The sequence below is a fragment of the Streptomyces rectiviolaceus genome (assembly GCF_039533825.1).
GTDB classification, from domain to species: Bacteria; Actinomycetota; Actinomycetes; order Streptomycetales; family Streptomycetaceae; genus Streptomyces; species Streptomyces rectiviolaceus.
The window spans coordinates 1-26,606 of sequence record NZ_BAAAUG010000123.1 but is presented as its reverse complement, the minus strand read 5'-3'; the positions used below and the strand labels follow the sequence as shown (position 1 = coordinate 26,606).

General features: G+C 70.4%; 19 protein-coding genes and 1 pseudogene. 9 read left to right on the top strand and 11 right to left on the bottom strand.

Annotated elements, in window-relative coordinates; all coding sequences use genetic code 11:
- Window positions 1–50 precede the first annotated feature (50 nt).
- Window positions 51–614 carry a dihydrofolate reductase family protein gene (locus ABD378_RS30135; RefSeq protein WP_344525868.1) on the top strand — a complete coding sequence of 188 codons (564 nt, stop codon included), beginning with the start codon at window positions 51–53 and terminating at the stop codon, window positions 612–614.
- Between the two features lie 90 nt (window positions 615–704).
- Window positions 705–1,619, top strand: a complete 915-nt coding sequence (locus ABD378_RS30130; RefSeq protein WP_344525866.1) for a hypothetical protein — start codon at window positions 705–707, stop codon at window positions 1,617–1,619.
- Between the two features lie 56 nt (window positions 1,620–1,675).
- Here the strand turns inward: ABD378_RS30130 and ABD378_RS30125 are convergent, their stop codons facing one another.
- Entirely contained in the window at window positions 1,676–2,341 is a 666-nt protein-coding gene (locus ABD378_RS30125) for an alpha/beta hydrolase (RefSeq protein WP_344525864.1), read from the bottom strand.
- A 209-nt stretch (window positions 2,342–2,550) separates the two neighbouring features.
- On the opposite strand from ABD378_RS30125, the gene ABD378_RS30120 reads away from it, so the two are divergent.
- From ABD378_RS30120 to ABD378_RS30110, 3 genes are all read left to right on the top strand, one after another.
- A complete protein-coding gene (locus ABD378_RS30120) occupies window positions 2,551–4,005 on the top strand; it encodes a sensor histidine kinase (protein WP_344525862.1) in 1,455 nt (484 codons plus the stop codon).
- Between the two features lie 12 nt (window positions 4,006–4,017).
- Window positions 4,018–4,662 (top strand): response regulator, encoded by a 645-nt coding sequence (locus ABD378_RS30115; protein WP_344525861.1) that lies wholly within the window; start codon window positions 4,018–4,020, stop codon window positions 4,660–4,662.
- Window positions 4,663–4,831: 169 nt separating this feature from the next.
- Entirely contained in the window at window positions 4,832–6,256 is a 1,425-nt protein-coding gene (locus tag ABD378_RS30110; RefSeq protein WP_344525859.1) for a PP2C family protein-serine/threonine phosphatase, read from the top strand.
- A gap of 71 nt (window positions 6,257–6,327) precedes the next feature.
- Here the strand turns inward: ABD378_RS30110 and ABD378_RS30105 are convergent, their stop codons facing one another.
- Complete coding sequence (locus ABD378_RS30105) at window positions 6,328–7,824, bottom strand: DNA-binding protein NsdB (protein WP_344525857.1); 1,497 nt, start codon at window positions 7,822–7,824, stop codon at window positions 6,328–6,330.
- Window positions 7,825–8,057: 233 nt separating this feature from the next.
- Between ABD378_RS30105 and ABD378_RS30100 the strand changes: the two genes are divergently transcribed.
- The gene (locus tag ABD378_RS30100; protein WP_344525855.1) at window positions 8,058–9,197 is read left to right on the top strand and encodes an aminoglycoside phosphotransferase family protein; all 1,140 of its coding nucleotides are present in this window, start codon (window positions 8,058–8,060) and stop codon (window positions 9,195–9,197) included.
- Between the two features lie 78 nt (window positions 9,198–9,275).
- On the opposite strand, the gene ABD378_RS30095 is transcribed toward ABD378_RS30100, so the two are convergent.
- The 6 genes from ABD378_RS30095 to ABD378_RS30070 are packed head-to-tail and all read right to left on the bottom strand — an operon-like array spanning window position 9,276 to window position 18,159.
- Entirely contained in the window at window positions 9,276–12,419 is a 3,144-nt protein-coding gene (locus ABD378_RS30095) for a ThuA domain-containing protein (protein WP_344525853.1), read from the bottom strand.
- Window positions 12,420–12,472: 53 nt separating this feature from the next.
- Window positions 12,473–13,345 (bottom strand): sugar phosphate isomerase/epimerase family protein, encoded by an 873-nt coding sequence (locus ABD378_RS30090; RefSeq protein ID WP_344525851.1) that lies wholly within the window; start codon window positions 13,343–13,345, stop codon window positions 12,473–12,475.
- Window positions 13,342–14,538, bottom strand: coding sequence for a substrate-binding domain-containing protein (locus ABD378_RS30085; RefSeq protein WP_344526065.1), 1,197 nt, complete (start codon window positions 14,536–14,538; stop codon window positions 13,342–13,344). Before ABD378_RS30085 ends, ABD378_RS30090 begins: the two co-directional genes overlap by 4 nt.
- Before the next feature lie 47 nt (window positions 14,539–14,585).
- The gene (locus ABD378_RS30080) at window positions 14,586–15,614 is read right to left on the bottom strand and encodes an ABC transporter permease (protein ID WP_344525849.1); all 1,029 of its coding nucleotides are present in this window, start codon (window positions 15,612–15,614) and stop codon (window positions 14,586–14,588) included.
- On the bottom strand, window positions 15,611–16,639 hold the full coding sequence (locus tag ABD378_RS30075) for an ABC transporter permease (protein WP_386546109.1): 1,029 nt from the start codon (window positions 16,637–16,639) through the stop codon (window positions 15,611–15,613). Before ABD378_RS30075 ends, ABD378_RS30080 begins: the two co-directional genes overlap by 4 nt.
- Window positions 16,636–18,159, bottom strand: a complete 1,524-nt coding sequence (locus ABD378_RS30070) for a sugar ABC transporter ATP-binding protein (RefSeq protein ID WP_344526061.1) — start codon at window positions 18,157–18,159, stop codon at window positions 16,636–16,638. The genes ABD378_RS30075 and ABD378_RS30070 overlap by 4 nt, the downstream gene beginning before the upstream one ends.
- A 191-nt stretch (window positions 18,160–18,350) precedes the next feature.
- Here ABD378_RS30070 and ABD378_RS30065 point away from each other — a divergent pair, with 191 nt between their 5' ends.
- The 3 genes from ABD378_RS30065 (at window position 18,351) to ABD378_RS30055 (ending at window position 22,836) form a co-directional block, all read left to right on the top strand.
- On the top strand, window positions 18,351–19,544 hold the full coding sequence (locus ABD378_RS30065; protein WP_344525847.1) for an ROK family transcriptional regulator: 1,194 nt from the start codon (window positions 18,351–18,353) through the stop codon (window positions 19,542–19,544).
- Window positions 19,545–19,692: 148 nt separating this feature from the next.
- Window positions 19,693–20,529 (top strand): alpha/beta hydrolase, encoded by an 837-nt coding sequence (locus tag ABD378_RS30060; protein ID WP_344525845.1) that lies wholly within the window; start codon window positions 19,693–19,695, stop codon window positions 20,527–20,529.
- A gap of 306 nt (window positions 20,530–20,835) precedes the next feature.
- Complete coding sequence (locus ABD378_RS30055) at window positions 20,836–22,836, top strand: N-acetylmuramoyl-L-alanine amidase (RefSeq protein ID WP_344525843.1); 2,001 nt, start codon at window positions 20,836–20,838, stop codon at window positions 22,834–22,836.
- A 91-nt stretch (window positions 22,837–22,927) separates the two neighbouring features.
- Here the strand turns inward: ABD378_RS30055 and ABD378_RS30050 are convergent, their stop codons facing one another.
- From ABD378_RS30050 to ABD378_RS30040, 3 genes and pseudogenes are all read right to left on the bottom strand, one after another.
- Window positions 22,928–25,270, bottom strand: coding sequence for a glycoside hydrolase family 95 protein (locus ABD378_RS30050; RefSeq protein WP_344525841.1), 2,343 nt, complete (start codon window positions 25,268–25,270; stop codon window positions 22,928–22,930).
- Window positions 25,271–25,416: 146 nt separating this feature from the next.
- Window positions 25,417–25,917 (bottom strand): hypothetical protein, encoded by a 501-nt coding sequence (locus tag ABD378_RS30045; protein WP_249591745.1) that lies wholly within the window; start codon window positions 25,915–25,917, stop codon window positions 25,417–25,419.
- A gap of 84 nt (window positions 25,918–26,001) precedes the next feature.
- A pseudogene (locus tag ABD378_RS30040) lies at window positions 26,002–26,606 on the bottom strand (ATP-binding protein); the annotation flags it as partial.

Genomic DNA, 26,606 nt, shown 5'->3' with positions numbered 1-26,606 from the left:
CGCGTCGCCCGGCGGTCGTACTGTCGAACCGTCACCGAGGAGGACTTCTGATGCGCAGCGTGACCTATTCGATGAACGTCTCACTCGACGGCTACATCGTCGGGCCGGACGGCGGCTTCGACTGGACGGCACCCGACGAGAAGGTCTTTCGCTTCTGGATCGACGAGATTCGAGAGGTCGGCGTCCACCTGTTGGGACGCCGGCTGTACGAGACGATGCTGTACTGGGAGACCGCCGACCAGGATCCATCGCTCGACGAAGCGATGCTTGAGTGGGCCGCGCTCTGGAACCCGCTCCCCAAGGTGGTGTTCTCCACCACGCTGTCCGAGGTGCAGGGCAACGCCCGCCTGGCCTCCGGCGGCCTGGCGGAGGAGATCGAGCGGTTGCGAGCCGAGCCGGGAGAGGGCGACATCGCGATCGGCGGCGCGACTCTCGCCGCCGAGGCCGCCGCGTCCGGTCTGATCGACGAGTACCGAGCCATGGTCTACCCGGTGCTGGTGGGCGGTGGCATTTCGTTCTTTCCCCAGCACGAGCGCCACGTGGATCTCGAACTCGTCGAGACCCGCACCTTCAACTCGAAAGTCGTCTACCTCCGCCACCGCGTGGTGCGCTGAGTCACGGACGAGGCGAGGCCCCGGGCCCGTGCTCCCGCCCTGTTGCCGATTGAGGGGCGATCCAGTGAGGGCGTACGCGAGAATCGGTGAGTGCCGGAGTACAGCTCGATCACCGCGTTGGACAGGCTCCTCGACGGCCTGGCCGTCGGCGAGGCCCGCCGCCGTCAGCTCGGCATGGTCCGCGGCGAGTTGCTGCGGGCCCTGTCACGTGACGCGCTGCCCGTCGCCGCCCGCCGCTCCCTGCGCCGGCTCCTCGCGAAGGACGCCCTCGGCCCGTACATTCGCATCGCGGAGTCCGGGGCCTTGCGGGCCCGCCTCGTGAAGGGCGCGCGTCCGCCCACCTCGAAGCCGACCAACGAAGCCCGAAAGCAGTGCGTGGATGTGCTGCGCGAGGCGATCGGCCTGCCGGGGCCGCGCTTCGGCGGCGGCGCGGTGACGCTGCGTCCCACACCGGAGTTCGGCGATCTGGCAGCTCTGCGCAACCGGCTCGACCAGGACCTCGCCGGCCACCTCTCGCCCGGGCAGACCCGCCTCACCGCAGTGCTCGCCCTCATCCTCGACACGGCCCCGCGCTCCGGCGAGCTGATCCAGCTGCGCCTGTCCCACCTCGCCCCTGACAACCGCGCGGCATACATCGAACGGCATCCTCAACACGGCAGCAACCAACCTGACGAAGCCGACTGGTTCGCACTGTCGTCGCTGAGCCGGGTCGCACTCGACCGATGGCTGCCGCTGCGCAAGGAACTGGTCGAACGGGCCCACGGCACCTCGAAACTGTGGGTGAGCCTGCGCCCGAACCACACCGGACTGCTCGACGACGACGGGATGGCCACACTCCGCCCGGCGGGACTCCCCCTCGAAGAGAACGGTCTGATCACCAGCTACCGCCGCGGCCGCGCCCACTACGACCTCGCCCGCCTGCTCCCCGCAAAGCCGGAACAGCTGCGCCGCGCCGTCATCGCCGAGACCCCACCTCTCGCCGCAACGGCCGACCACCGGCCCTGACTCGAGCAGGCCGAAGGGCTTGTTATTACCGAAGATCTATTTCGCTCCTGCGGCGATCAGTCCCGCAGGTACCCCACCAGCAGCTCTGCCAGCTCCTGCGGCCTGCTGAGCGCTACGCAGTGGCCGCCACCGATCTCGTCGGCCACGAGACCAAGGCGCTCTCGCGCCAGGCCACGGAAGAACTCGGGCGGGAAGAAGCGGTCGTCCTTGCACACGATGAATTTCGTGGGGGTGTCGGGCCACGCCGTCAGCGGCCAGGGCTCGCCGCCCGCCCGCGAGGATTCCTCCCGCCCCCGGCGCATGGCCTCCTCGGCCGACTTGCGCGGAACATCGTGATAGAAGCTCTCGAAGGGGTCCTCGATGGCGGACAGGCCCGCGGCCTCCCTGGCCTGGTTGCAGCCGGTCGCCTCCCACCAGTCGTCCGGCCGCTCGCCCGGGGCAGGGATCATGCCGGCCAGCAGGACCAGTACGTCGGCCCGGAGCCGGTCGGCCACCAGCGGCGCAGTGAACGCGCCGTAGGAGTGGCCGACGACCACGACATTCCGCCGCTCGCCGACGGCCTCGATCACAGCGTCGGCGTAATCGCCGAGCCCCGCTGAAGGGTGGTCCGACGGTAGGTCCGGGGCGACGGTCTCATGCCCCCGCGAGCGCAGCTCGGCTTCGAGGAGATGCCAGGACCAGCCGCTGTCGCCGCCGCCGTGGATGAGTACGAAGGTTGCCATGCCCCCTGTATACCTTGGGAATTGATCCCTCCCCCAGGCGCCGAGGGACTTCGGGCCGACCGGCGTGGGCTTGGCGAACGTCTTGGCTTCTGGGGGGAAACCCCCAGGCCAGACGGAGGAAATCCACGTTCCGGCGTGCCCTGGCGGAGGCCTAACGTGAGGTTGGCGAACGCTGGTCCGCCATGACGCCTGACAGGACACCGGATGCCATGCACGTCACACGCCCGAAGGCTGCCGCCACCGCCACTGCCACCACCTCCGGCACGCCGGTGCGCCCCGGGACAACGACCGGCACGCGAGGGGCGCGTGCCCTCGCGCGAGCCGTGGGGCGCGCCCCGTTCACCCGGCGGGCGTGGGCCGAGGCCGCGTACTGCTTGATCGGGTTTCCGCTGGGCCTCGCGGGTGGCGTGCTGCTCGCGGTGGCGCTCGCCCTGGGCGCGGGGTTCACCGTGTCGGTGGTGTTCGCCGTGCTCGGCGCGCTTCTGTTCATCGCGGGGCTCCAGCTGGCCCGCGCGCTGGGCGCCGTCCACCGTCGCCTCGCCGCCATGCTCCTGGGGGACCGGACGCCCGCCCCGGAACCGCTGCGTCCGACCGGGCGGTTCGTCAGCCGTCTGGACGCCCGGCTGTGGGACGGGACGGGCTGGCGGGCGGCGGCCTACGTCCTGGCGAAGCTGCCGGTCAGCTGCCTGGGGGCGTACGCCGTCCTCTGGTGGCTCACGGGACCGGTCAACCTCACCGCACCGCTGCGGTGGGCGGTGTTCGGGCAGCACCCCGAGCCCGGTTCTCCCGAGGGCATGATGGTGCTCACGCCGATTCCCTTCGGTGACCTGGAGGCCGACACCTTCGGCGGCACGTTCCTCGCGGTCGCCATCGGCATCGGCACCCTGCTGTGCGCGCCCTGGGTGACCCGGCTGGTGATCGAGGCCGACCGCTGGCTCATCAGCGCCCTGCTCGGGCCCGGCCAACTTGCCGATCGCGTACGCGACTTGGAGGAAACCCGGGCACTCGCCGTGGACGACTCGGTGGCGCTGCTCCGGCGCGTCGAGCGCGATCTGCACGACGGCGCCCAGGTCCGCCTCGTCGCGGTGGCGATGAGCCTCGACATGATCAGACAGCGGCTCAACGAGAGCGAGGGGGCGGGCGCGGGCAAGAGTACCGGCGACGGCCAAGACCGAGGCGCCGCACCTCTGGATGTCGCGCGCCTTCGTCAACTCGTCGACGGGGCGCATCACCACGCCACCGAGGCCCTCACCGAACTGCGCGACCTGGCGCGCGGCATCCATCCCCCGGTTCTCGACGACGGCCTGCCGGACGCGCTCGCCACGCTCACCGCACGCAGCAGCATCCCTGTCGCCCTGGTGACGGACATACCGGAGCGTCCGACCCCGGCGATCGAGACCATCGCGTACTTCTGCGCGGCCGAACTGCTCGCGAACGTCATCAAGCACAGCGGGGCCCTGCGGGCCTCCATCACGGTGGCGCAGTTGGACGGCCGGCTTCTCCTCCAGGTAGGCGACGACGGGCACGGCGGGGCGGACGCCGGTGCGGGAAGCGGCCTGACGGGACTCATACAACGCGTACGCACGGTCGATGGGCGGATGAATGTCGAGAGTCCCGAGGGCGGGCCGACGGCGGTCACGGTCGAGCTGCCGCTGCACGCGTGAGAGCATTCCGCCATGCGCGTCGTGATCGCTGAGGATGCCGCGGTACTGCGGGAGTTGCTGGGGCAGATGCTCGCGGAGCGCGGGCATGAGATCTGTGCGTCCGTGAGCGACGGGGACGCCCTGCGCGCCGCGGTCGCCGAACACCGCCCGGACGTCACGGTGACCGACATCCGGATGCCACCGACGCACACGGACGAAGGGCTCCGTGCGGCCATCGACATCCGCCGCGACCACCCCGGCACAGGAGTGCTGCTCTTCTCCCAGTACGTGGAGACGAAGTACGCCACACGGCTGCTCGCCGCGGGTTCGGCGGGTGTCGGTTATCTGCTCAAGGAACGCGTCGCGAACGTCGCGGAGTTCGCCGATGCCCTGGAGCGGGTGGCCGCGGGCGGCACGGCACTGGACCCCGAGGTGGTCACGCAGCTGGCCGGGGCCGGTCGGCGCGCGGAGGAGCTCGCACCCCTCACCGAACGCGAGCGCGAGGTCCTTTCACTGATGGCCGAGGGCCGGTCCAACGCGGCAATCGCGGCGAGCCTCGTCGTCTCTGCGGGCACCGTCGAGAAGCATGTGGCCGCCGTCTTCGACAAGCTCGGCCTGCCCGCGTCACATGACCACAACCGCCGAGTTCTGGCTGTCATCCGCTACTTGCGCGGGTGATCGGGACCGTGCTGTCGGAACGCACCCTTCCGAAGGACACGGACATATGCCAGATGCATGACCGCGTCGTGTGTTGCCAAATCCCTTACGAGCCACCCCCGGCTGTGCGAAAGTCATTAGCGGTCCTTCCCGCCCGTTTGGTCGCACCGCATCCTCAACGGAGCACCTCATGCCGTCCCATGTCTTCGCGGACCGCCCTTCCGCCCAGCCGCCTGAGCGCGGCTCGGTCGAGGCGCTGATCACGCAGACGCGCCGGCTCCGCGGCGAGGTCGACGCCGTGCGCCGTGACAGCGGGGCCGATCGCGGCGACCCGCAGGGGCGCTGGCAGCGCGCCCTGTGCGACCTGGCGGTCCATCAGCTCAACGACCTGGACGAGCACCTCGCGCAGTTGAGGGACGGTCCCGTGCCGCCGGCCGTGGAGCCCACCGCTCCGGCCGTGCCCGCACCGCTCGAACCGCAGCGCGGCTCGCTGCTCAGCCGGGTCGGCAGCGCGGAGTGGAACCTCCTGAAGGACGAGGCGAGTTGGTCGGGCGAGCTGTACCAGATCCTCGGGCGGGACCCGGAAGCTCCCCCGCTCTCCCTCGACGAACTGCCCTCCCTGGTGCACGTCGACGACCAGCCGATGCTGACAGCCATGGTCACGGACTGCCTGATCGACGGTAAGCCGATCGACGGCGAGTTCCGTATCGTGCGCGCCGACGGCGGCGTACGACAGGTGCACATGATGGGCGAGCCCGTGCTCGCCGCTGACGGCAGCACCGCCTCGATGTGGGCGGTCTTGCGGGACGTCAGCGAGCTGCGCCGCAGCCAGCGAGTGGTGCGCGAGACCCGTGACTCGCTGCAGCGCCAGCGGCACATCGCGCAGACAGAGCACCGGCTCGCGGTCGAACTGCAGGAGGCTGTGCTGCCGCCGTGGCGCGGCTCCCTGCGGTTCCCGCACGGCGGCCCCGCGGCGCTCGACCTTGCCGCGCACTACCTCCCGTCCTCGACGAGCTCGCTGATCGGCGGCGACTGGTACGACGCGATGGAGCTGCCCGACGGCCAGTTCCTGCTCAGCATCGGTGACCTCACGGGACATGGCGTCACCGTCACGTCCGGCATGGCGATGCTGCTCGGGGCGGTGCGCGGCATGGCCGTCTCCGGTGTCCGGCCGGGCCAACTGATGGGCTCGCTCAACCAGTTACTGGACACCACCGCACAACCGGCCCTCGGCAGCGCCATCTGCTGCCAGTACACCCCCGCTTCCCGCACCCTCACCTGGGCGCAGGCGGGACACCCCGCCCCGCTGCTGTTCCGCGACGGGACGGGGCGCGCGCTGACGCCGCCGGGTGGAGTGATCCTCGGGGCGACCTCCGGAGCCACGTACGAGCAGGCCGAAGAGCAACTCGAGCCCGGCGACCTGCTGTTGCTGCACACCGATGGACTGGTTCCCCGGCGCGCCAGGGACGCGGCCACGAGCCGGCTGCTCGCGCTCGCGCCACGCTTCACGGACACGCGGGGTGCGCAGGAGTGCGTACGGACGGTCGTCGAAGAGTTCGGCGTGGCCCCGCGTGAGGACGACGCCTGCCTGCTGATCGCACGGATCAACTCCTGAGCGCCACCGGCGCTCCCGTGTGAACCGCAGACATTCCAAGAGCCTCAGGGACTCGGATGAGCCTCAGGGGCTCAGACCCGGACCCGGCTGCCACCTCCGGTCTTGGCCGCCTTGGGCAGGGCCAGCTTGATCTCCTCACGCAGGTCCTGGATCTTCGGATAGCCCGAGTACTGAGCCGTCAGGCGGTACATCTCCCGCAGCCGGTCCCACGTGCGGAGCGAAGAGTTCGATCCCATCGAGACCAGCGCCAACCGTGCGTACCGATCGGCCTGTTCCGGGTCGTCACCGATGAAGCATGCCGACGCCAGCGAGATGTAGTCGAAGATCTGCGAGCGGTCGCGGCCCTTGGACCGCAGGTCGATCGCCTCCTTGGCATGGCGCTGGGCGGTGTTGGCGGCGGACGCGTCGTGATCGGCGAGGGTGCGGTAGGCCAGGGCCTGCATGCCGTGCATGTCCGCCTCGTCGAACATCTGCATCCAACTGGGCGGTGGCACATCGCCGTTGTCGGAGACGAACAGGTCCTCCGCGATACCGAGCGTGCGGCGCATCGCCTGGCCCTTGCCCATCGACGCCTGTGCCCAGGCCTCGATGGTGTAGAGCATGGCCTGCGTGCGCGGCAGGACCTCCTCGCCCGAGCCCGATTTGGCGAGCTTCATCAGGTCGAGGGCGTCGTCGGGCCGCCCGAGGTGCACCATCTGGCGCGCTGCCCGCGACAGGGCCTCACCGGCACGTGGCCGGTCGCCGCCCTCGCGAGCCGCGTGCGCGGCGATCACGAAGTACTTCTGAGCCGTGGGCTCCAGGCCGACGTCGTGCGACATCCAGCCCGCGAGGACGGCGAGATTGGCAGCGACGCCCCACAGGCGCCGCTGGAGATGGTCGGGGTGTCGGTAGGCGAGCATGCCGCCCACTTCGTTGAGCTGTCCCACCACAGCCTTGCGCTGCAGCCCGCCACCGCGGGCCGCGTCCCAGGCGCGGAACACCTCGACGGAGGTCTCCAGTTCCTCGATCTCCTGCGACCCGATGGGGGCGGCCTCATAGCGGTCGAACCCAGCGGGGTCGGCGTGCAGGGGATGGTCGGTACGGGGAGCGTCGGCAGCGAGGGCCGGATCGGTGTGCAGCCAGTCGTGCATGGCGCTGCTGAGTGCGGAGCCGGCGGCGAGCGCGGCACCCGCGCCCACCAAGCCGCGTCGGTTGAGCATGAGGTCCATTCCCGTGAATTCGGTGAGGACCGCGGCTGTCCGTTCGGGCGCCCACGGCACGCCGTCGGGGTGCTCCACACCACCGTCGCCACGCCGTTTCCCCACGCGCCCGTGCCGGACCAGACCAAGATCCTCAATGGTCACGACACGGCCGAGACGCTCGGTGAACAGAGCCGCCAGAACCCTGGGCACTGGATCGCGGGGGATTTCTCCCATGTCGATCCACCGCCGCACCCGCGAGGTGTCGGTGGCCAGTTGGGGGTGGCCCATGGCCGCCGCCTGCCGGTTCACCAGTCTCGCGAGTTCCCCTTTGGACCAGCCTGCCAGGCCGAACAGGTCCGAAAGTCGGGTGTTGGGTTGTCCGTTCACGTCAAGCCCCCAGGTTCTCGGCTGAGTTGACAGTAACCGTCTGTCAGTTGCTGAGCGACTATTCGCCAGGGTTCGCCAGGGTGCGCCACATGGTGTGCCAGGGGACGCCGGGTGTCAGGTAGGAATGCGCCACCCCGACCCGGACCACCGCGGGACATTCCCCAGGGTGCACCGAGGCGGCCGGGGCGGGAGGCGCCGCAATTCGCAGGCACACGAAGGGATCTGTATCGCCCATGTACACAGCATCGTCCTCCGTGTCCGCCCCGCCCCGGCCACTGCACAGCCGACAGCCCGGCAGCGGCCCGTATCTGGAGCCCGCGCGCCCCGCGGCCGGGTCGCTCGGCGCCGGCCGAACGCGACGCGTTCCGGGGCCCGGCACGCAACCGCTCAGCGGGAGACTCGACTTGTCAGGCCCCCAGGGGGCGCAACTGCGCACCGCGATCGCCTCGGTGCACCGCATCTGTCCGGAGTTCAATCCGGTACAGGTCCTGCGCCGCAGCGGACGCACCGTGCTGCTGGTGGGGACAGCAGGGCGCGGCACCGCGATCGCCAAGTGTTTACTGGACCACTCGCCCGTGTGGGCCGAGCAGATCCGGCACGAGATAGCGGCATACCGCTCGTTCGTCCGGCACCGTCCTCCGGTCAGGGTCCCTCGGTTGATCGCCGCGGACCCCGAGGACTGCACGCTGGTGATCGAGCGGATGCAGGGGCGCGTCGCGGCGCTGTCCCGCCATCCCGTGGAGCCGCCGCCGCGCGCGGACGTGCGGTTGGCGCTCAACGCGATCCGTCACCTCAACCGTTGGCGACCGCCACAGGAGTTGTTCGGCAGGCCCATGGACTACGGCAAGCGGATCAACCGCTTCCATGAGCTGGGGCTTCTCACCGACCGGGACATGGGTGACCTGCAGAAGCTTCTGCACGGCATCGCGCTCTCGGCCGGGCAGCACGGCACGTGGCAGTTCTGCCACGGGGACGCGCTGTTGTCGAACATCCTGCTGTCCCCCGCGGGCCCGGTGTTCGTGGACTGGGAGCACGCGGGCTGGTATCTGCCGGGCTATGACCTGGCGACGCTGTGGTCGGTGCTCGGTGACGCACCGGTGGCGCGGCGCGAGATCAGTCAGCTGGCGCAGGAGCAGGGCCCGGCGGCGCGTGACGCGTTCCTGGTCAACCTGATGCTGGTGCTGACCCGCGAGATCCGTACGTACGAGATGGCCGTGCAGCGTTCGATGCACGACGCGGCCCCGGCGGCACCGGGCCCGGCCCATCCCGGTGCCGCGCCGTCCGGTGAGGAACAGCGGCTGCTGCTGAGGCGGCTGCACGACGACTGCCAGCTGGCCCGCCGGGCCGTGCGCGCAGCGGTCGGTACTCGCTGACGGGGATGACGGTTCGCAGTGCGCCTTGGACAGCGGCGCACTGCGGACCTTCGTATGCCCCCGGCTACTTCCGGGTGACTATGACGTGGTGAACTGCACCGCATCCAGGTCGAAGGAATTGTTCTGTGTCGACTTGAAGACCACGTACAGCTTGTGGGTGCCTGCCAGGGCTTCGACCGGCACGTCCGGTGTGGCCTGATAGGTGTCCCAGCCCCCGGTGTTGGGGACGGGTGTCGTGGCGAGCAGCTTGCCGTCAGGGGTGTCCGCGCGCAGTTCGATCGAGCCGACGCCGTACGGCGATGACAGCTTGTAGCTGACCTTGCTGACGCCTTCGACACTCATCGGGCTGTACGCGATCCAGTCGCCGTCACTGACGTCGCCGATGCGTTTGCCGTTCTCGGCGCCCTCCTGGGAGACGATGCGGGTTCCTGACTGGTCGTCGTGGTACTCAGCCTGCTTGTGCTTGGGGTGCATGACGGAGCGGCCGTAGCCGGTGAGTGCGCTGACGCCGTCGCCGCCCTTGTCGGTGTACTTCGCGTTGAGGACGTAGGTGAGGTCGGCGCCCTCGGGGTGGCCGCCCAGGTCACCGGTGTCCACGGTGCCTTCGCAGCCGGGGATGTCGGTGGTGGGGTGCTCGTGGTCGTCGTGGCCGAGGGCCGGGTTGACGGTGACCTTGGAGCAGTCGATCGTGCCGTCCTCGGGGTCGGTGACCGTGACCTTGTAGGGGATCTTGTCGCCGAACTCGATGAGTTTGCCGTCGACCGGGGTCTCGACCTTCACCTTGGGCGCCGTGTTGCCCGCCGTGACGGGCACGTTGGCGTAGCCGGACTTACCGGTGGAGTCGGTGACCTTCAGCTGGGCGTTGAAGTCTCCCTTGGTGTCGTACGTGTGGGAGGGGCTGGCCTCGGTCGAGTCGTAGGTGCCGTCGCCGTTGAAGTCCCAGGCGAAGGTGAGCGGGTCGCCGTCCGGGTCCTTGCTGCCCTCGCTGGAGAAGTCGACCTTCAGCGGGGTCGGGCCGTTGGTGGCGGAGGCCTTGGCCTGGGCGAGCGGGGTGCGCTGGCCCTGGGCGTAGTCGATGCGGTAGAGACCGGAGTCGTTGTTGCCGCCGCCGAACTCGCTGCCCCACTCCAGGACGTACAGCGAGCCGTCGGGCCCGAAGGTCATGTCCATGGGCTTGGCGAACTTGGCCGACTTCAGGAAGTCGTTGATCTTCAGGAGCTTCCCGTCCTTGTCGAAGCGGATCTCCTTGACGGAGTCGCGGGCCCACTCGTAGAAGAAGCTCGCGCCCTCGAAGTAGGCGGGGAACTTGGTCTTGGAGGGGTTCTTGGGGTCGTAGTGGTAAACGGGGCCGCTCATCGGCGCCGAACCGCCCGCGCCCATCTCCGGGAACTCCTTGGACTCGCCGTAGCCGTACCAGATCTCGGGCTGCGAGATCGTCGGCAGGTCCTTCAGACCGGTGTTGTTCGGTGAGGGGTTGGTGGGCTTGGCGCAGTCGAACTTGGCGCCGACTTCCTGGGTGTCGGGGTTGTAGGGGGCGTACGCCTGGTTGTTGCCGTGGCAGAAGGGCCAGCCGAAGTTGCCCGCCTTCTTGATGACGTTGTACTCGACGAGGCCTTCCGGGCCGCGGTTGGTCTCGGGCGCGCCGCGGTCGGGGCCGTAGTCGGAGGCGTGCACATAGCCCGTCTTGGGGTCGACGGTGAAGCGGAAGGGGTTGCGGAAGCCCATCGCGTAGATCTCGGGGCGGGTCTTCGCGGTGCCCTTGGCGAAGAGGTTGCCCTTGGGGATGGTGTAGCCGCCAGAGTCGGTGGGCTTGATGCGCAGGATCTTGCCGCGCAGGTCGTTGGTGTTGCCGGCGGTGCGGGCGGCGTCCAGCATCTGCTTGCCCTCGCGCCAGTCGAGCGGGGCGTAGCCCTGCCAGTTGGGGTCGAGGTTGGGCGGGACGTCGTCGCCGACGCCGAGGTAGAGGGTGCCGTTCGGGCCGAACTCGACCGCGCCGCCGGTGTGTCCGGGCTCGGGGAAGGTGCGGTCGCGGTAGGCGGGAACGTCCAGGAGCTTCTTCTCGCTCGCCGGGTCGAGGGTGTTGTCCTTCTTGACCGTGAAGCGGGAGAGCCGGTTGACGTCCTCCTTGGCGCCCGCGGGTGCGTAGTAGAGGTAGATCCACCGGTTGGTGGCGAACTTCGGGTCCAGTTCCATGCCGACGAGGCCGTCCTCGCCGCCGGTGTAGACGTCGAGCTTGCCTGCCGTGGAGGTCGAGTGGCTCTTGGGGTCGAAGATCTTCACCTCCCCGCTGCGCTGGACGTAGAAGACCTTGCCGTCCTTGGCGACGTCCAGCTCCATCGGGTCGGCGGTGTTGTCGTCGAGCGCGGTCTTCTCGTAGCCGGACCAGACCGTGCCGCCGCAGTCGCCGGGTTTGTTGCCCGCGGCCCACTTGATGCCGCCGAGCACGTGTTCGCGGAAGGCGGGCTCGGTGTACGACGCCTTGTCGTGGCCCATGGCGGTGGCCCAGACCTTGCCGCCCTCGGCGTTGCGGCACCAGGAGATGGGGTGGTCGGCGCCCATCTTGGAGCCGCCCGGGTCGTACGTGGTCTCGTCGGCGGTGACCAGGACGTGCACGTCACCACGGGGATTCTTGTCGAAGTTGTACCACTCCTCCGGGCGCTCCCAGCGCTCGGGAAGGCCCTTGGTGGAGGGGTGGGCGCGGTCGGCGACCTTGGCGGTGCCCTTCAGGACGCCCGGTGAGTGGGCGGGCATGTGGGCACCGGCGTTGATGAGGTCGTCCCACCAGGGGAAGGAGTCCTCGACGCCCATGTCGAGGGTGTTGTGCAGGGCGACGACGCCCTTGCCGCTCTTCACGTACGCCTTCATGGCGTCGCGCTGGGCCTCGGTGTCCCAGACCATGCCGGAGTTCTGCAGCATGATGATGACGTCGAAGTCCTTGAGCTTCGCGTCGTCGAAGACCGTCGCGTCGGCGGTCTCGACGACCTCGAAGTTGTTCGCCGCGGCCTGCTCCTTGACCATCTGGACGCCGGCCGGGATGGAGTCGTGGACGTAGCCGACGGCCTTGGTGAAGAGCAGTGCGCGGAAGGCGGGCGCCTTGTCGGCGGCGCTCGACGTGGCGGGCAGGAACCCGACGGCGAGCAGCAGCGCCGAGAGTAGAGCGATCACCGCTCTTCGTACGCCTCTTGCGTCGCGCACTCTTATGTCACGTTCATGACAGCCCATGGGCTGGTCCTCTCTTCTGGGAAGGACGGACGGACGTGCGGGATTGCCGGATGTCAGAGGGCGGCCACGGTCCGGCGCAGAAAGCCGAGCCCGTCGGTCGCGAGCGCGTCCTGGGTGGGCGCGAGGGGCCGCCAGACGGAGGCGGCCACGGCGATGGCGTCGTTGTGGGCCGTGAACGACTCGATGCAGAGCGCGCCCCGGTAGCCGGACTCGCTCAGGGCGCGCAGGAAGCCGGGCCAGTCGAGGTGGTCGGCGCCGGGGGCGCCGCGGTCGTTGGCGCACACCTGGACATGGGCGATGCGGCCCGCCGCCGTGCGGACCGCTTCCGGTAGGGAGTGCTCCTCGATGTTCTGGTGGTACGTGTCCAGGGCGACGCCTATCGACTCCTCGGGCAGGCCCGCCAGGCCCTCCAGGGTCTGCGCGACGGTGTTGAACAGACTCGTCTCGTAGCGGTTGAGGGGTTCGACGGCGATACGGACACCGGCGCGTGCCGCGTACTCGACGACCGGCGCGATGTGCTCGCGCCACTCCTCGTACGCCGCCGCGCGCGCGGCCCGGTCCATCCGCCAGGTGCGGCCGACCGCAGCGTAGACGGGGCCCGCGACTACGGGAGCGCCGATCGCGTGGGCCGCGTCGACGCACCGGCGCAGATAGTCCTGGGTGGCGCGCAGCGTGCCCTGGTCCGCGCGGACCAGGTTGCGCTCATCGGGCATGACGGCGACGACGGCCGCGGGCGCCAGTCCCGTGGCGTCGAGGAGCTTGACCGCCGCCGCGGGCTCCCAGTCGTCGGGCTGCTCCAGGGGCAGCTCCACGCTGTCGAAGCCCCAGGCCGCGAGGCGGGGCAGCGTCTCGCCGAGCACCTCGGTGGTGACCGGCGAGTGCCAGATCCAGGGGTTCGCGCCCAACTGCCAGGCGGTGTACGTCACTTCTTGCCCCAGTCCTTCGGGAAGCCCGGCATCTCCTGACACCCGCACATCGCGTAGTGCAGCGGCGGCATGCCCTCCTGGAGGTACTCGTCCAGGTTGGCCTGCGTGACCGTGGGCTGCGGCAGCTTCCACTCCTTGGGGACCTCTTTTCCGTCCAGGATGCGCAGGGCCGCGATGACCGGAGTGCGCCACTGGAAGGTCGGGTAGGTGGGGGCGATGGCAGTGAGCTTCTTGTCCTTCCACGCCTGGAGGAAGTCCTGCTGGTCCTCGCCGGTGATCGGCGGTACGTCGACGCCCGCGTCCTCGAAGGCCTCGACGGCGGCTACGGCCGTGGCGCCCGAGTCCATCCAGACGCCGTCGATGGAGCCGTGCCGGGAGATCGCGTCGGAGACGATCGACTTGGTCTTGGCCGGGTCGCCGTCGGTGAACTTGGCGTCCACGACGTCGAGTTCACTCTTGTCGAAGGCCAGCTTCGCCGCCGACCAGCGGGTTTCGAGGACGTCCACGCCGGGCGAGATGCGCAGGGCAAGGATCTTGCCCTTGGGCTTGACCTTGTCGACGAGGAAGTCGGCGGCGACCGCGCCGTAGCCGTAGCCGCCGATGGGGTTGACGAAGGTGACGGCGCAGTCGGTCTCCACGCCGCGGTCGAAGACGATCACGGGGAGCTTGCCGCAGGCTTCCTTCACCGCGGGGGTGAGGGTGGCGGTGGTGTTCGGCGAGACGATGAGCGCGTCGCAGTCCTTGTTGCCCGCGAGCTCCTGGATGTCGGAGATCTGCTTGTCGTCCTTGCCCTGGGCGTCCAGGACGGTGAAGTCGCTGATCTCCTCGTGGAGTTTCACCTCGGCCTTCATGTTCTTCAGGCCGACCTGGCGCCAGGGGTTGAAGACACCGGCGTTGGAGAAGCAGAGGTGGGTGCCGCCCGAGCCCTTCTTCTTGTACTGGGCGGTGTCGGTCATCTTCGGTTCGAGCATCTGCTCCCAGGGCTTGGCGGCCGGGCCCTGCGGGGTCTCCTTGCCGAGCTTCAACTGGCGGTCGTACTCGGCCTGTTCGAAGAACTTGGAGGGCTTGTCGCCGGCCTTGTCGTCGGACCCGCCGGTCTGCGAGGCCCCCGCGGGCGAGTCGGGTGGCGTGTCGCTGGAGCAGGAGGTGAGCAGGGCGCCCGCGAGGAGTGCGGCGACAGCGGGCGCGAGCATGCGGCTGCGCCGGTGCTGCGCGCGTCCGCGGTTCGGATTGATGTGCATCACGAGGGTCTGCCTCCCGAGGAGTGGGTACGACGGCGGCGCAGCCGGGACCAGTCGGCGGCCCCGAGCCCGACGGCGGCGATGACGATGACGCCCTGGACGGTGGACTCCAGGGCGCCCGATACGCCCTGCAGGTTGAGCAGCGTGAACAGGGCCTGCAACGAGAAGGCGCCCGCCATCGCGGCGACCACGCTGCCCCGGCCGCCGCCGAGCACGACCCCGCCGAGGACCACCGCGGTGATCGCCTCGAACTCGTAGCCACGGCCCGCTTGCGCGGAGACCCCGGAGAAGCCGCCGACGAGGACCGCGGCGAGCGCCGCCGCCGCGCCGGACAGGACGAAGGCGATGACGCGGGCGCGGTGCACGCGCACTCCCGCCAGGGCGGCGGCGCGTTCGCTGTCCCCGGTCGCGATCAACGTACGGCCGAAGTCGGAGCGCATGAGCAGGACGGCGACCAAGCCCGCGACGAGGCAGGCGAGTACCGCCCAGGGCAGCCAGCCCATGGCGGTGCCGCGCCCCATCTGGCGGAATCCTTCGGAGAGTTGCCCGTGCGGGGAGCCACCCGTCCAGAAGAAGACGGCGCCCTCCAGGATCAGCATCATGCCGAGTGTGGTGATGAAGGAGGGCACTCTCAGGCGCGTGGTGATCAGCCCGCTGACGAGGCCGGTGACCGCCCCCGCGAGCAGCAGTCCGGCCGTGATGAGCGGCCAGGGCGCCTCCGGGAACGAACCGTAGACCTCTGCCGCCGCGACGACACCCGCGGTGACGATCGCCCCGACCGACAGGTCGAACTCGCCGCAGACGATGACCAGATACTGCCCGGCGGCGAGAATCACGAGGGGCGCGGCGCGTTTGACGAAGGCGAGGAAGCGGTCGGGTTCGTAGAAGCCGGGGTCGGTGGCGGCGAGCGCGACGAGCAGGACGACGAGGAGGGCATAGACCGGGGCGCCGGTACCGAGGGAACGTACGACTCGCTTGTACGGGGCGACTGTTGCCGCCCGATCCGTCTTGGCCGTCTGGCTGCTCATGCGGACCTCCTGCTGCCACGCCGGGCATAGATCGCGACGGCAGCGATGATGACGACGCCGCGTACGACGTTCTTGAAGAACGGGTCAACGCTGAGCTGGTTGAAGACGGAGTCGAGCACGGCGAGCACGAGGACCCCGCCGAGCGTGCCCGACACTCCCCCGCGCCCGCCCGCGAGGACGGTGCCGCCGAGTACGACGGCGGCGATCGACTCCAGGTCGTAGCGCGCCTCGGTGCCCGCCCAGGGGGCGCCCGCGCCGAGCCGTGAGGCGAGGAAGAGGGCGGCGGCGCCCACGCACAGCGAGCACAGGACGTGTGCGGCGATGATCGTGCGCCGGGTGCGGACGCCGGACAGCCGGGCCGCGTGTTCGTCGCCGCCCGTGGCGTACAGATGGTGCCCGAAGCGGGTGCGCCGGGTGATCAGCCACATCGCGGCGGCGACGGCGGCGAGCAGGAAGAGCGACACGGGAATCGGGCCCATCCGGTCGTAGCCCAGATGCTGGAAGGAGGCGGGGACCTTGCCCGCAGGCCCCGTGTAGTTGTCCTCGATCCAGCCGCGCAGGATGAACGCGGTGCCGAGCGTCGCGATGAACGCGTTGACCTTGAGCCCGGTGACGATGAGGCCGTTGGCGAGTCCGACGGCAGCCGACAGGGCGAGGACGGCGAGCACCGCGGTGACGACGCTGCCGTCCTCCATGGTGGTGGCGGCGACGAGCGTGCCCAGGCTGATCAGATACGCCACCGACAGGTCGAGGGAGCCGGTGAGGATGACGGCGGTCTGGCCTACGGCGACCAGGCCGAGGGCGACACAGTTCTGCAGGATGCCGACGACGTTCGAGAGCGTGAGGAAGTCGCCGCCGCGCGCGGCGACCACGATCCAGCCGAGCGCGGTGACGGCCCCGGCCGCGAGCCAGACGCCGACGGCGGGATCGGTGAGCCTGCTGCGGCTCGGGGCGCGGGTCTTCACGGCGGGCGGTGGCGCGACGGTGGTGCCGGTGGTGCCGGTGGTGCCTGTAGTACCGCTCACGCGGCGGGCTCCTCTCCGGACGGGGCGGCGCCGGCGTCTGCGTCTGCGTCTGCCGACGGGGCGCTCGTGGCGAGCCGCATGACGTCCTCCTCGGCGGCCCCCGCCGGCAGTTCACCGGCGATGCGGCCTTCGGACATGACGAGGATGCGGTCGCTCATGCCGATGAGTTCGGGCAGTTCGGAGGAGACGATCAGGACGGCGATGCCCTCGCGGGCCAGTTCGCGGACGAGGGTGTGGATGGCGGCCTTGGCGCCCACGTCGACGCCCCGGGTCGGTTCGTCGAAGAGCAGGACGCGGGGGCGGGCGGCCAGCCACTTGGCGATGACGACCTTCTGCTGGTTGCCGCCGGAGAGGTACTGGGCCTGCTGGTCCTCGCCGCGCGCCTGGAGCCGCACCCGCTCCAGGAGTGCGGTGAGTTCGCGGGCGGCGGGCGGCCCCCCACGGGCAGGGACGGCACGGGTCACGAGCAGGGCGTTGTCGCGCACGGACTGACGAAGGGCGAGCCCCTCGGCCTTGCGGTCCTCGGTCACCAGGGCGATCCCGGCTCGGATGGCCTGCCGCGGGCTGGTGGGCCGCAGGGGTTCGCCGCTCACCGTCATGGCCCCGCCGGTGAACGGCGCCGCTCCGAACAGGGCCCGCGCCAGGGACGTACGGCCTGAGCCCTCCAGGCCCGCGATGCCGGTGACCTCGCCGGCGCGCAGCGTCAGGTCGATGCCGTGGAGCCGGTCGTTGCCGCCGCCGGTGACGGTGAGGCAGACCTCGCCGATGTCGTCGGGGTGGGCGCGCGGCGGGTAGTAGGCGCTCAGCTCCCGGCCGACCATGGCGCGTACGACCTGGTCGGTGTCGGTGTCCCGGGTACGCACCGTCGTGACGTGGCGGCCGTCCTTCAACACCGTGATCCGCTGCGAGAGTTCGAAGACCTCCCGCAGGCGGTGCGAGATGTACAGGATGCCGAGGCCACGGCCCGCGAGGCGGCGCACGAGGTCGTGCAGGAGGCCCGCCTCGTGGTCGGCGAGCGGGGCGGTCGGCTCGTCCATGACCAGGACGCGGACGTCGGATGCGAGCGCCTTGACGATCTCGACGGTCTGCTGCTTCGCGACCGACAGATCGCGGATGTACGTGCGCGGCGTGATGCCCGATACGCCGACCTCGGCGAGGAGTTCGGCGGTGCGGGCCTCCATCGCGCGGCGGTCGACGAGGCCGTAGCGGGTCGGTTCGCGGCCGAGGAAGACGTTCTCGGCGACCGTGCGGTGCGCGAGCAGCGCGAACTCCTGGTGGATGATGCCGATCCCGGCGGCCTGGGCCTGCGCGGGATGGCTGAAGGAATGCTCCGTTCCGTCGAGCACGATGCTGCCCTCGTCCGGGACGTGTTCGCCCGCGAGGACCTTCATCAAGGTGGACTTGCCGGCGCCGTTCTCGCCGACGAGCGCGTGCACCTCGCCCGCGGCGAGGTCGAGCGATACGCCGTGCAGCACACGCACTCCGAGAAAACTCTTGGACACCCCGCGCATCGCCAACATCTCTTGCGTCGCCTGCATCGCCTGCACCCTCGGCTCCTTCGGCAGCGGTCTGCAGAGCAATGTGATGAGGGAGCTTTGACCTGTCAAGGGCTCAAGCAGCTTTCGCAGCAAGGGAGTTGACGGTGACTTAGGTCGAACGTCGAACACCATCGGCCTTGTGAGCAGCGAAACTCGTCCCTATGGTGGCTGCCATGTCTGGAGCGCCGGATCACCCCGTTTCCGTAACGTCGTCACCCGGCGAAGTCCTCGCCCTGCTCCGCACGGGAGCGGCGGAGACCCGCGCCGACATCGCCCGCGTGACGGGGCTCGCGCGGTCGACGGTGTCGCAGCGGGTGGACGCGCTGATCGCGCACGGCTTCCTCACCGAGGAGGCGGACGGCGGGTCGACGGGCGGTCGGCCACCGCGCCGCCTCCGCCTGCGCACGCGCGAACACGCCGTGGCGGGCGTCGACTTGGGCGCTTCGCACTGCAGGGTCGCCCTGATGGACATCGGCGGCGAGATGCTCGCCCTGCGCGAGGATCCGCTGTCCATCGCTGACGGCCCGCGGGAGGTGCTCGGCCACGTCGAGCGGACCCTGCACACACTGCTCGATGAGGCGGCGCGGGACCCCGAGTCACTGCAGGCCATCGGGGTGGGGGTGCCCGGGCCCGTGGAGTTCTCGACGGGCCGCCCGGTGGATCCGCCGATCATGCCGGGCTGGCACCAGTACCCCATCCCGGAGTTCTTCGCCGAGCGGTTCGGCCCGCGGGCCCTCGTCGACAACGACGTGAACGTGATGGCGCTCGCCGAGCAGCGCCGCGCCTTCCCCGACACGCGCTATCTGCTCTACATCAAGGTGGGCACGGGCATCGGCTGCGGCATCGTCGCCGACGGCCGGCTGCACCGGGGCGCGCAGGGCAGTGCGGGCGACATCGGACACATCCGGGTCGGCGACATCGAGGAGCCCTGCCGGTGCGGCAACTCGGGCTGCCTGGAGGCGGTGGCGGGCGGTGCGGCCATCGCCCGGAAGCTCTCCGAGCTCGGCCTGCGGGCGACCTCGGGCAGCGATGTCGTGGCGCTGGTGAAGTCCGGCAACCGCGATGCCGTACGCATGGTGCGCGAGGCGGGCCGTGCGGTGGGCGAGGTGCTCGCGGGCCTGGTGAACTTCTTCAACCCGGACACGGTGGTGGTCGGCGGGGCGCTGGCCGCCGTCCATGACCAACTCCTCGCGGGCGTACGGGAAGCGGTGTACCGCCGTTCGCATCCGCTGGCCACCCATGTGCTGCGGATCGAGCCGAGCCGCACCGGTGAGAACGCGGCGGCGATCGGTGCGGGCATCCTCGCGGTCGAGCACGCGCTGTCCCCGCGACAGGTGGACCGGGCCCTGGCGGGCACGGCGCGCTGAGGAGCGGCGTCGGACGCGAGGGCACCGAGAAGCATCAGCCCCAGCGCACACACCCTGGTCCGCGCAGACAGGACAAGCAGCATGCAACACCGGCCATACCCACAACTCCCCTATACCGCATAGGCAGTTGTGCCCGTAACTTCAGTCTATGTCCCTCAATGACGCACAGCAGATCGACCGCGCCAACGCCGCCACCGAGCGCGTTCCGGTCGTGTTCGTGCACGGTCTGTGGATGCTGCCCAGCAGCTGGGACGCGTGGACGGCCCACTTCGAGGCCGCCGGATACGCACCCGTCGCCCTGTCCTGGCCCGACGACGCGGAGACGGTCGCCGAGGCCAGGCGGCGCCCCGAGGCGCTCGCGGGCAAGACCGTCGGGCGGATCGCCGACCACCTGGCGGGACTGATCGACGGCCTGGAGCGCAAACCGGCCGTCATCGGGCACTCCGTCGGGGGCCTGCTCACCCAGATCCTCGCGGGGCGCGGCCTCTCCGCCGCCTCGGTGGCGATCGACCCGGTGCCGTTCCGCGGCATCCTGGCACTGCCCCTGTCGACGCTGCGCTCCCTGCGCCCGATCATCGCCAACCCGGCCAACCGGAAGCGCGCACTGCCGCTCACCTTCGAGCAGTTCCGCTACGCCTACGCCAACGCCGTCAGCGAGCAGGAAGCCAGGGAACTCTACGAGACGTACGCGGTCCCGGCCCCGTGCGCACCGCCCTTCCAGGCAGCCGCGGCCAACATCAACCCCCGGACGGAGATGAAGGTCGACTGCCGCAACCCCCGGCGCGGCCCCCTCCTGATCATCTCCGGCGAGAAGGACAACGCCGTGCCGTGGGCACTGGCCAACGGCGCGTACAAAAAACAGCGGGAGAACTCCGGCGTCACCGAGATCACGGAGATGGCCGGCCGCGACCACGCCCTGACGATCGACAGCCGCTGGCAGGAGGTCGCGGACACCGCACTGACCTTTGTGCGCCGCTTCGTCTGATCCGCAGCGCAGTTGCCCTGAGAGCGGCCGAAGATGCCGTACGCATCCCCCGAACAGGTGGACCGGACCTCTGGCGTCCCAGGTGGTCCGCACACCGGTCGGCGTGGTGTTCGTGCTGCTCATTGGTCCAATCCACTGACGCGTCGCAGGCCGTGCGGCCTGCCGGGGCGAAACCCGCCGGAACCGGCGCTGACATGGGAAATCCCTTCTCCTGAGCATGATTGACGGATCGTCGGAGAGCCGGTACCACTGACGCACGCCCGGCCCCGCACGCCCCATCACGCTTCACCGTCCCAGGAGGCTGCATTGCGAGGATCCGCCACCGCCCGCACCCCTGCCGCGCGCAGACGCGCCGTCAGGGCCGCGGGCGCCCTTGTCTCCGCCGGTCTGCTGCTTCCGCTGCTCGGTGCCACGCCCTCGTCCGGCGCTCCCGGCCGGGCCCCGTCGGAGGGACTGCAGGGGGCCTTCGCCGCCGCGGCCGCCGAATACCGCGTACCGCAGAGCGTGCTGCTCGGAGTGTCCTATCTGCAGTCCCGCTGGGACGCGCACGGCGGCGCGCCGAGCGTGACCGGCGGCTACGGCCCGATGCACCTCACCGACGCGCGCACCGCCGTCGCCGGCGCCCCGCACCACAGCGAGGGCGATGAGGACCCGCGCGGCGACGCGTCCCGCGGCGTCCTCAAGCCGGAGGAGTTCACGGCCGAGGTGCCGAAGAACTCCCAACTGCCCGCCCGGCTCAAGACGTTGCCCCGCGCCGCCGAAGTCAGCGGGCTCTCCGCCGAGAAGCTGCGCACCGACCCGGCCGCCAACGTACGCGGCGGCGCCGCCCTGCTCGCCGCCGCGCAGAAGAAGCTCGGCAAGCCACTGAGCGAGGACCCGGCCGACTGGTACGGCGCGATCGCCCGCTTCTCCGGCGCGGACGACCAGGCCACCGCGGCGACGTACGCCAATGATGTTTTCGCCGTCATCCACGACGGGCAGTCGCGCACCACGGACTCCGGGCAGCACGTGGCGCTCACCGCGGTCGACGGCCTGAAGCCGGATGCCGCGCAGGTGCGGGGCATGGGACTGCGGAAGGCCCCGAAGGGCGAGACCGAGTGCCCGTCGACCGTGTCGTGCGAGTGGATCCCGGCTCCGTACGAGGAGTTCAAGGACCCGCAAGGCAACGACGACTACGGCAACCACGACCTGTCGGACCGGCCCAAGAGCCAGAGCATCGACACGATCGTCATCCATGACACCGAGGGGCGCTGGGAAGGCGTCCTCAAGATGGTGCAGGACCCGACGTACGTGTCCTGGCAGTACACCCTGCGCTCCACCGACGGCCACATCGCCCAGCACGTGAAGGCCAAGGACGTCGCCTGGCACGCGGGCAACTGGTACGTGAACTCCAAGTCGATCGGCCTGGAACACGAGGGATTCCTCACCGCGCCCGACACCTGGTACACGGAGGCGATGTACCGCTCGTCGGCGCGCCTGGTGAAGTATCTGTCGAAGAAGTACGACATCCCGCTGGACCGCCAGCACATCATCGGCCACGACAACGTGCCGGGCACGCTGCCGTCGACGATCGCGGGCATGCACACCGACCCAGGACCGTACTGGGACTGGCAGCACTACTTCACGCTGATGGGCAAGCCGTTCAAGCGCACGGCGGGCCCGAACGGCGGTCTGGTGACGGTGGCGCCCACGTACTCCAAGAACCGGCCGGAGTACACGGGCTGCGTCAAGCCCGGCGAGAAGTGCGTGCCGCACGGTTCGGCCGCGGTGCGCGTCCACACCGAGCCGCGTGACGACGCGCCCCTCGTCAAGGACATCGGCCTGCGGCCCGGTGGCGGCGAATCGACGATCGGCGTGAACGACACGGGCGCGCGGCTCTCCACCGGCCAGCAGTACGCGGTCGCCGACCGCAAGGGCGACTGGACCGCCGTCTGGTACCTGGGCCAGAAGGCCTGGTTCAAGAACCCGAAGAAGCAGCCGACCGCAGTCGACGCGGCGGGGCTCGTGGTGACGCCGAAGGGCGACGCCAAGGAGATCCCGGTGTACGGGCGTGCCTACCCGGAGAAGGAGGCGTACCCGGCGGGTGTCCCGGTGCAGCCGGTCACGCCGCTGCCGTACAAGCTCCTGGCGGGACAGCAGTACGCGATCGGCGACAAGGTGCCCGGCGAGTACTTCTACGCGCCGACGTTCGACACCGCGCCGCACAAGGTGGTGCGCGGCAAGGACACGTACTACGAGGTCCAGTTCGGGCACCGTGTGGCGTATGTCCGTGCGGCCGACGTGCGGGTGGTGCCTTCGGGCTCCTAGAGCCGCCGAGGCTGTCGGGGCCGGGTCCGCGTGGGGGCGGGCCCGGCCCTGACATGTGTACCGGCGGGCTGGTGTGCCCGGGTGGGATCGGTCAGTCGAAGACGTACCGCTGTCCGGCCCGCGCCTTGAAGGTCTTCTCGCCGCCCTTCAACAGGCTGCTGCGCACGGTGAGTTCGCGGGTGCGCGACGCGGTGAGCACGATGCGCGTGGCACGTCCGCCCGACCACTCGACGTCGAGGCGCGCCCCGCCGCGCGCCCGCAGGCCGCGCACCGATCCGTAGGGCCAGCTCGCGGGCAGTGCGGGAAGGACCTCGATGACGTCGAACTGGCTCTGCAGGAGCATCTCCACGATGCCCGATGTGGCGCCGAAGTTGCCGTCGATCTGGAACGGCGGGTGGGTGTCCCAGAGATTGGGCAGCGTCGAGGACTTGAGCTGCTCGCCGAGCATCTTGTGCGCGTGGTCGCCGTCGCGGAGCCGCGCCCAGAAGTTGACCTTCCACGCCTTGGACCAGCCGGTGCCGCCGTCGCCGCGCGCGGTGAGGGAGACCTTCGCGGCGTCGGCCCACTTGCTGCCCGGCTGGATCTGGCGTCCGGGGTGCAGGGCGTAGAGGTGGGAGACGTGCCGGTGGTCGTCGGTCTTGTCGTCCACGTCGGTCTTCCACTCCTGGAGCTGGCCCCAGGACCCGACGCGCAGTCCGGGGTCGAGCTTGCCGAGGGTCTTGTCGAGTTCGGCGCGGAAGGCGGCGGAGTCACCGAGGACGCGGGCGGCTTCCAGGGTGTTGGTGAGCAGGTCGTGGACGATCTGCTGGGCCATGGAGTCGCCGGCTGTGAAGTCGCCGTGCTCGGGCGAGTAGCTGGGGGTGACGACGAGGGTGCCGTCGCGGGGGTCGGTGCGGAGGTTGTCGAGCCAGAACTCGGCGGCTTCCTTCATCGCCGGATAGGCGGTCGAGCGGAGGTACTCCGTGGAGCCGCCGAAGCGGTAGTGCTCGTAGAGCTGCGCGGTGAGCCAGGCGGCGGCCTCGGGGAACCAGAAGGCGGTCGACCAGTCGTGGACGCCGGTGAAGCCGTAGGGGTTGGTCTCGTTGTGCACCACCCAGCCCCGCGAGCCGAACATCTCCTTGGCGGTGCGCCGTCCCGGCGCGCGCAGCGCCTCGACGAAGCGGTCGTACGGAGCGGTGGTCTCGGCGAGGTTCGCGGCCTCGGCGAGCCAGTAGTTCATCTGGAGGTTGATGTTGGTGTGGTAGTCGGCCGACCAGGGCGGGTTGGTGCTGTTGTTCCACACGCCCTGGAGGTTGGCGGGCAGCGAGCCCGCGCGGGACGAGGCGATGAGGAGGTAGCGCCCGTACTGGAAGAAGAGAGCCTCGAGGGCGCGGTCGGCCGGGCTCGCCCCTCCCCCATAGCCCTTGAGCAGCTGGTCGGTCGGGACGTCCGCGGGTGCCGACTGGCCGATGTCGAGGGCGACGCGGCCGAACAGGTCGCCGTGGTCGCGCAGATGGCGGGCGCGGAGCGCGCCGTGGCCCTTGGCGACGGCCTGGTCGACGGTGCGGGTGACGTCGGCGTGCGGGTCGTCGCCGCGGTAGTCGGGGTAGGTGTCGGCGTAGTCGGTTCCCGCGGCGAGCGCGAACCAGACGTGATCGGCGCCGGTGACGGTGATGCTGCCGTCCGCGTTCGCCGTGCGGGTGCCGCCCTGGTGCACGACGCGCAGTTGCGCCTCGAACTTCAGGCCGTTGTCGGCGAGTTCACCGCGTACGGCGATCCGGTCGCCGTCCGCCTTCGCGGTGAAGTCGGCGCGGGGCGAGGTGTGGCGCAGGGTGCAGCTGACGCTTCCGGGGCGGTCGGCGGTGAGGCGTCCGACGAGCACGCCGTCTGGGTACGAGGCGAAGAACTCCCGCTCGTGGCGGACCTGTTGGTGGGTGTACGTGACCGTCGCGAGGCCCGTGCGGAGGTCGAGGGCGCGGCGGTAGGTGGCGTCGGGCGTGGCCGGGGCATCCGCCATGTCGATGTGCAGGTCGCCGAAGGTCTGGTGGGCGCCGTAGCCGCGCCGGGGCTGGCCCAGCTCGGCGGCGACCGCGTCGGGGCTGAGCCCGCCCTTCTCGTCCAGCTCCGCCCGCACCTCGTCGAGGGCTCCGGGCCTGGCCTCGCGCCAGTTTCCGTGGTCGTAGCCCTCGCGGGAGCCGGGGCCGCCGGTCCACAGGGTCTTCTCGTTGAACTGGAGCCGCTCGGATGCGAGGGTGCCGAAGACCATGGCGCCGAGTGCGCCGTTGCCGATGGGGAGGGCCTCACGCTCCCAGTCAGCGGCAGGCGCGGCGTACCAGAGCAGGGATTCATCGGAGGTATCGCGCCCGTCAGGCCGTTCCTCGGCCGCAGCCGCGGTACCGGTGAGCAGGCCTCCGCCCGATGCCAGAACGGCTGCTCCGCCGACGGCGGACTTCATCGTGGTTCTTCGCGAGATCCCGGGAGTCATGACCGGTCACGTTAAAAGTCCGATGACTGGCCTGGCAAGGCACATGACAAAACCCACCCCTACGGCAGCAGGGGTGGGTACGTGGTCCGCGGTGGTGAGCGATGGTGACGGGTGGGTCAGCCCTGCTGGAAGAGCTCGGCGGGCAGCGGCTTCAGGAGGGCGTACAGATCGTCGGTGATCGGCCGGTCCCAGGCGGCGATGGTGACCAGGACGCCGTCGCTGCGGTCGAACTGCACGCAGGAGATGCGGCTTTCGGAGAGCTTGAGGCGGCGCACGATGAGGAGGTTGTCGCCCTGCATCACCGGCATGTCCTCGGTGGTGACGACGGTGATCTCCTCGTCGTTCTCCAGCGCGAGCATCAGCTGGGCCACCTCGAAGGGCACCTCGTCGTCGGCGATCTCGCGCGCCGGGGAGCCCTCGGGCAGATTGCCGATGATCATCGCGGGGCCGCGCCCGCCGAAGAGGTCGTAGCGCAGGAAGACGCCCTGGCAGCTGCCGTCGGGGGCGGGCAGCAGGCCCGCGCCGAGATTGCCGGGCCAGTCACCCGGGTCCATGGCAAGGACATCGAAGTCCGGGCCAGCGGGAGTGGCGGAGCTGCGGCGGCGGAGGAAGGACATGCGGCAATGGTACGTGGCCCGCGGTGCTTGTCGGCGCGGGGGCGGCGCCGGTCCGCACGCGGCTGTTTCGGGGCGGGCTCGCGTTCAGCGCGAGGTCAGCGGGGGTGATGGGGCGCCGAGCGCGGCGGCAAGACCGGAGTGGTCCGTTCCCACTTTCCGGTACACGGCGGACAGCAGCCGGATGACGGCCGCCTCGTCGGTGTGCAGCTCCTCGGCGACGCGGGCGGCCGGTTCGCCGCGGGCGGTGAGCGCCGCGGCGGCGCGCTCGCGCGCGGTGAGCGTGTCCGTCTCGGTGCTGTGCAGCAGCCGGGGGCGCAGGCCTGCCGCCGCCAGCTCGTCACGGGCCCGCTCGACGAGGCCGTCGGCACCGCACTGGACCGCCGCGTCGAGTCCGCGGTAGAGGGGGTCGGCGGCGTCCTTGGGGCGGCCGGTGCGGCGCAGTTCGGCGCCCAGGCAGACCAGCGCACAGGCGAGTTCGTACGCCGCGGGCGACCGCTCCAGGTGGCTGACGGACTCCTCGAGGAGCTTGATGCGCGCGGAGCCCGACGCGACCTCCGCGGTGATCCGCAGCGCCTGCCCGATCGCCGACGCGGTGGCGAACCTGCGGGCGCGCCGGACCGCTTCGTACGCGGTGGCGAGCGCGCGCTCGGGCGCGTCGTCGGCCTCGGCGAGCGCGAGGTGGAGCTGCC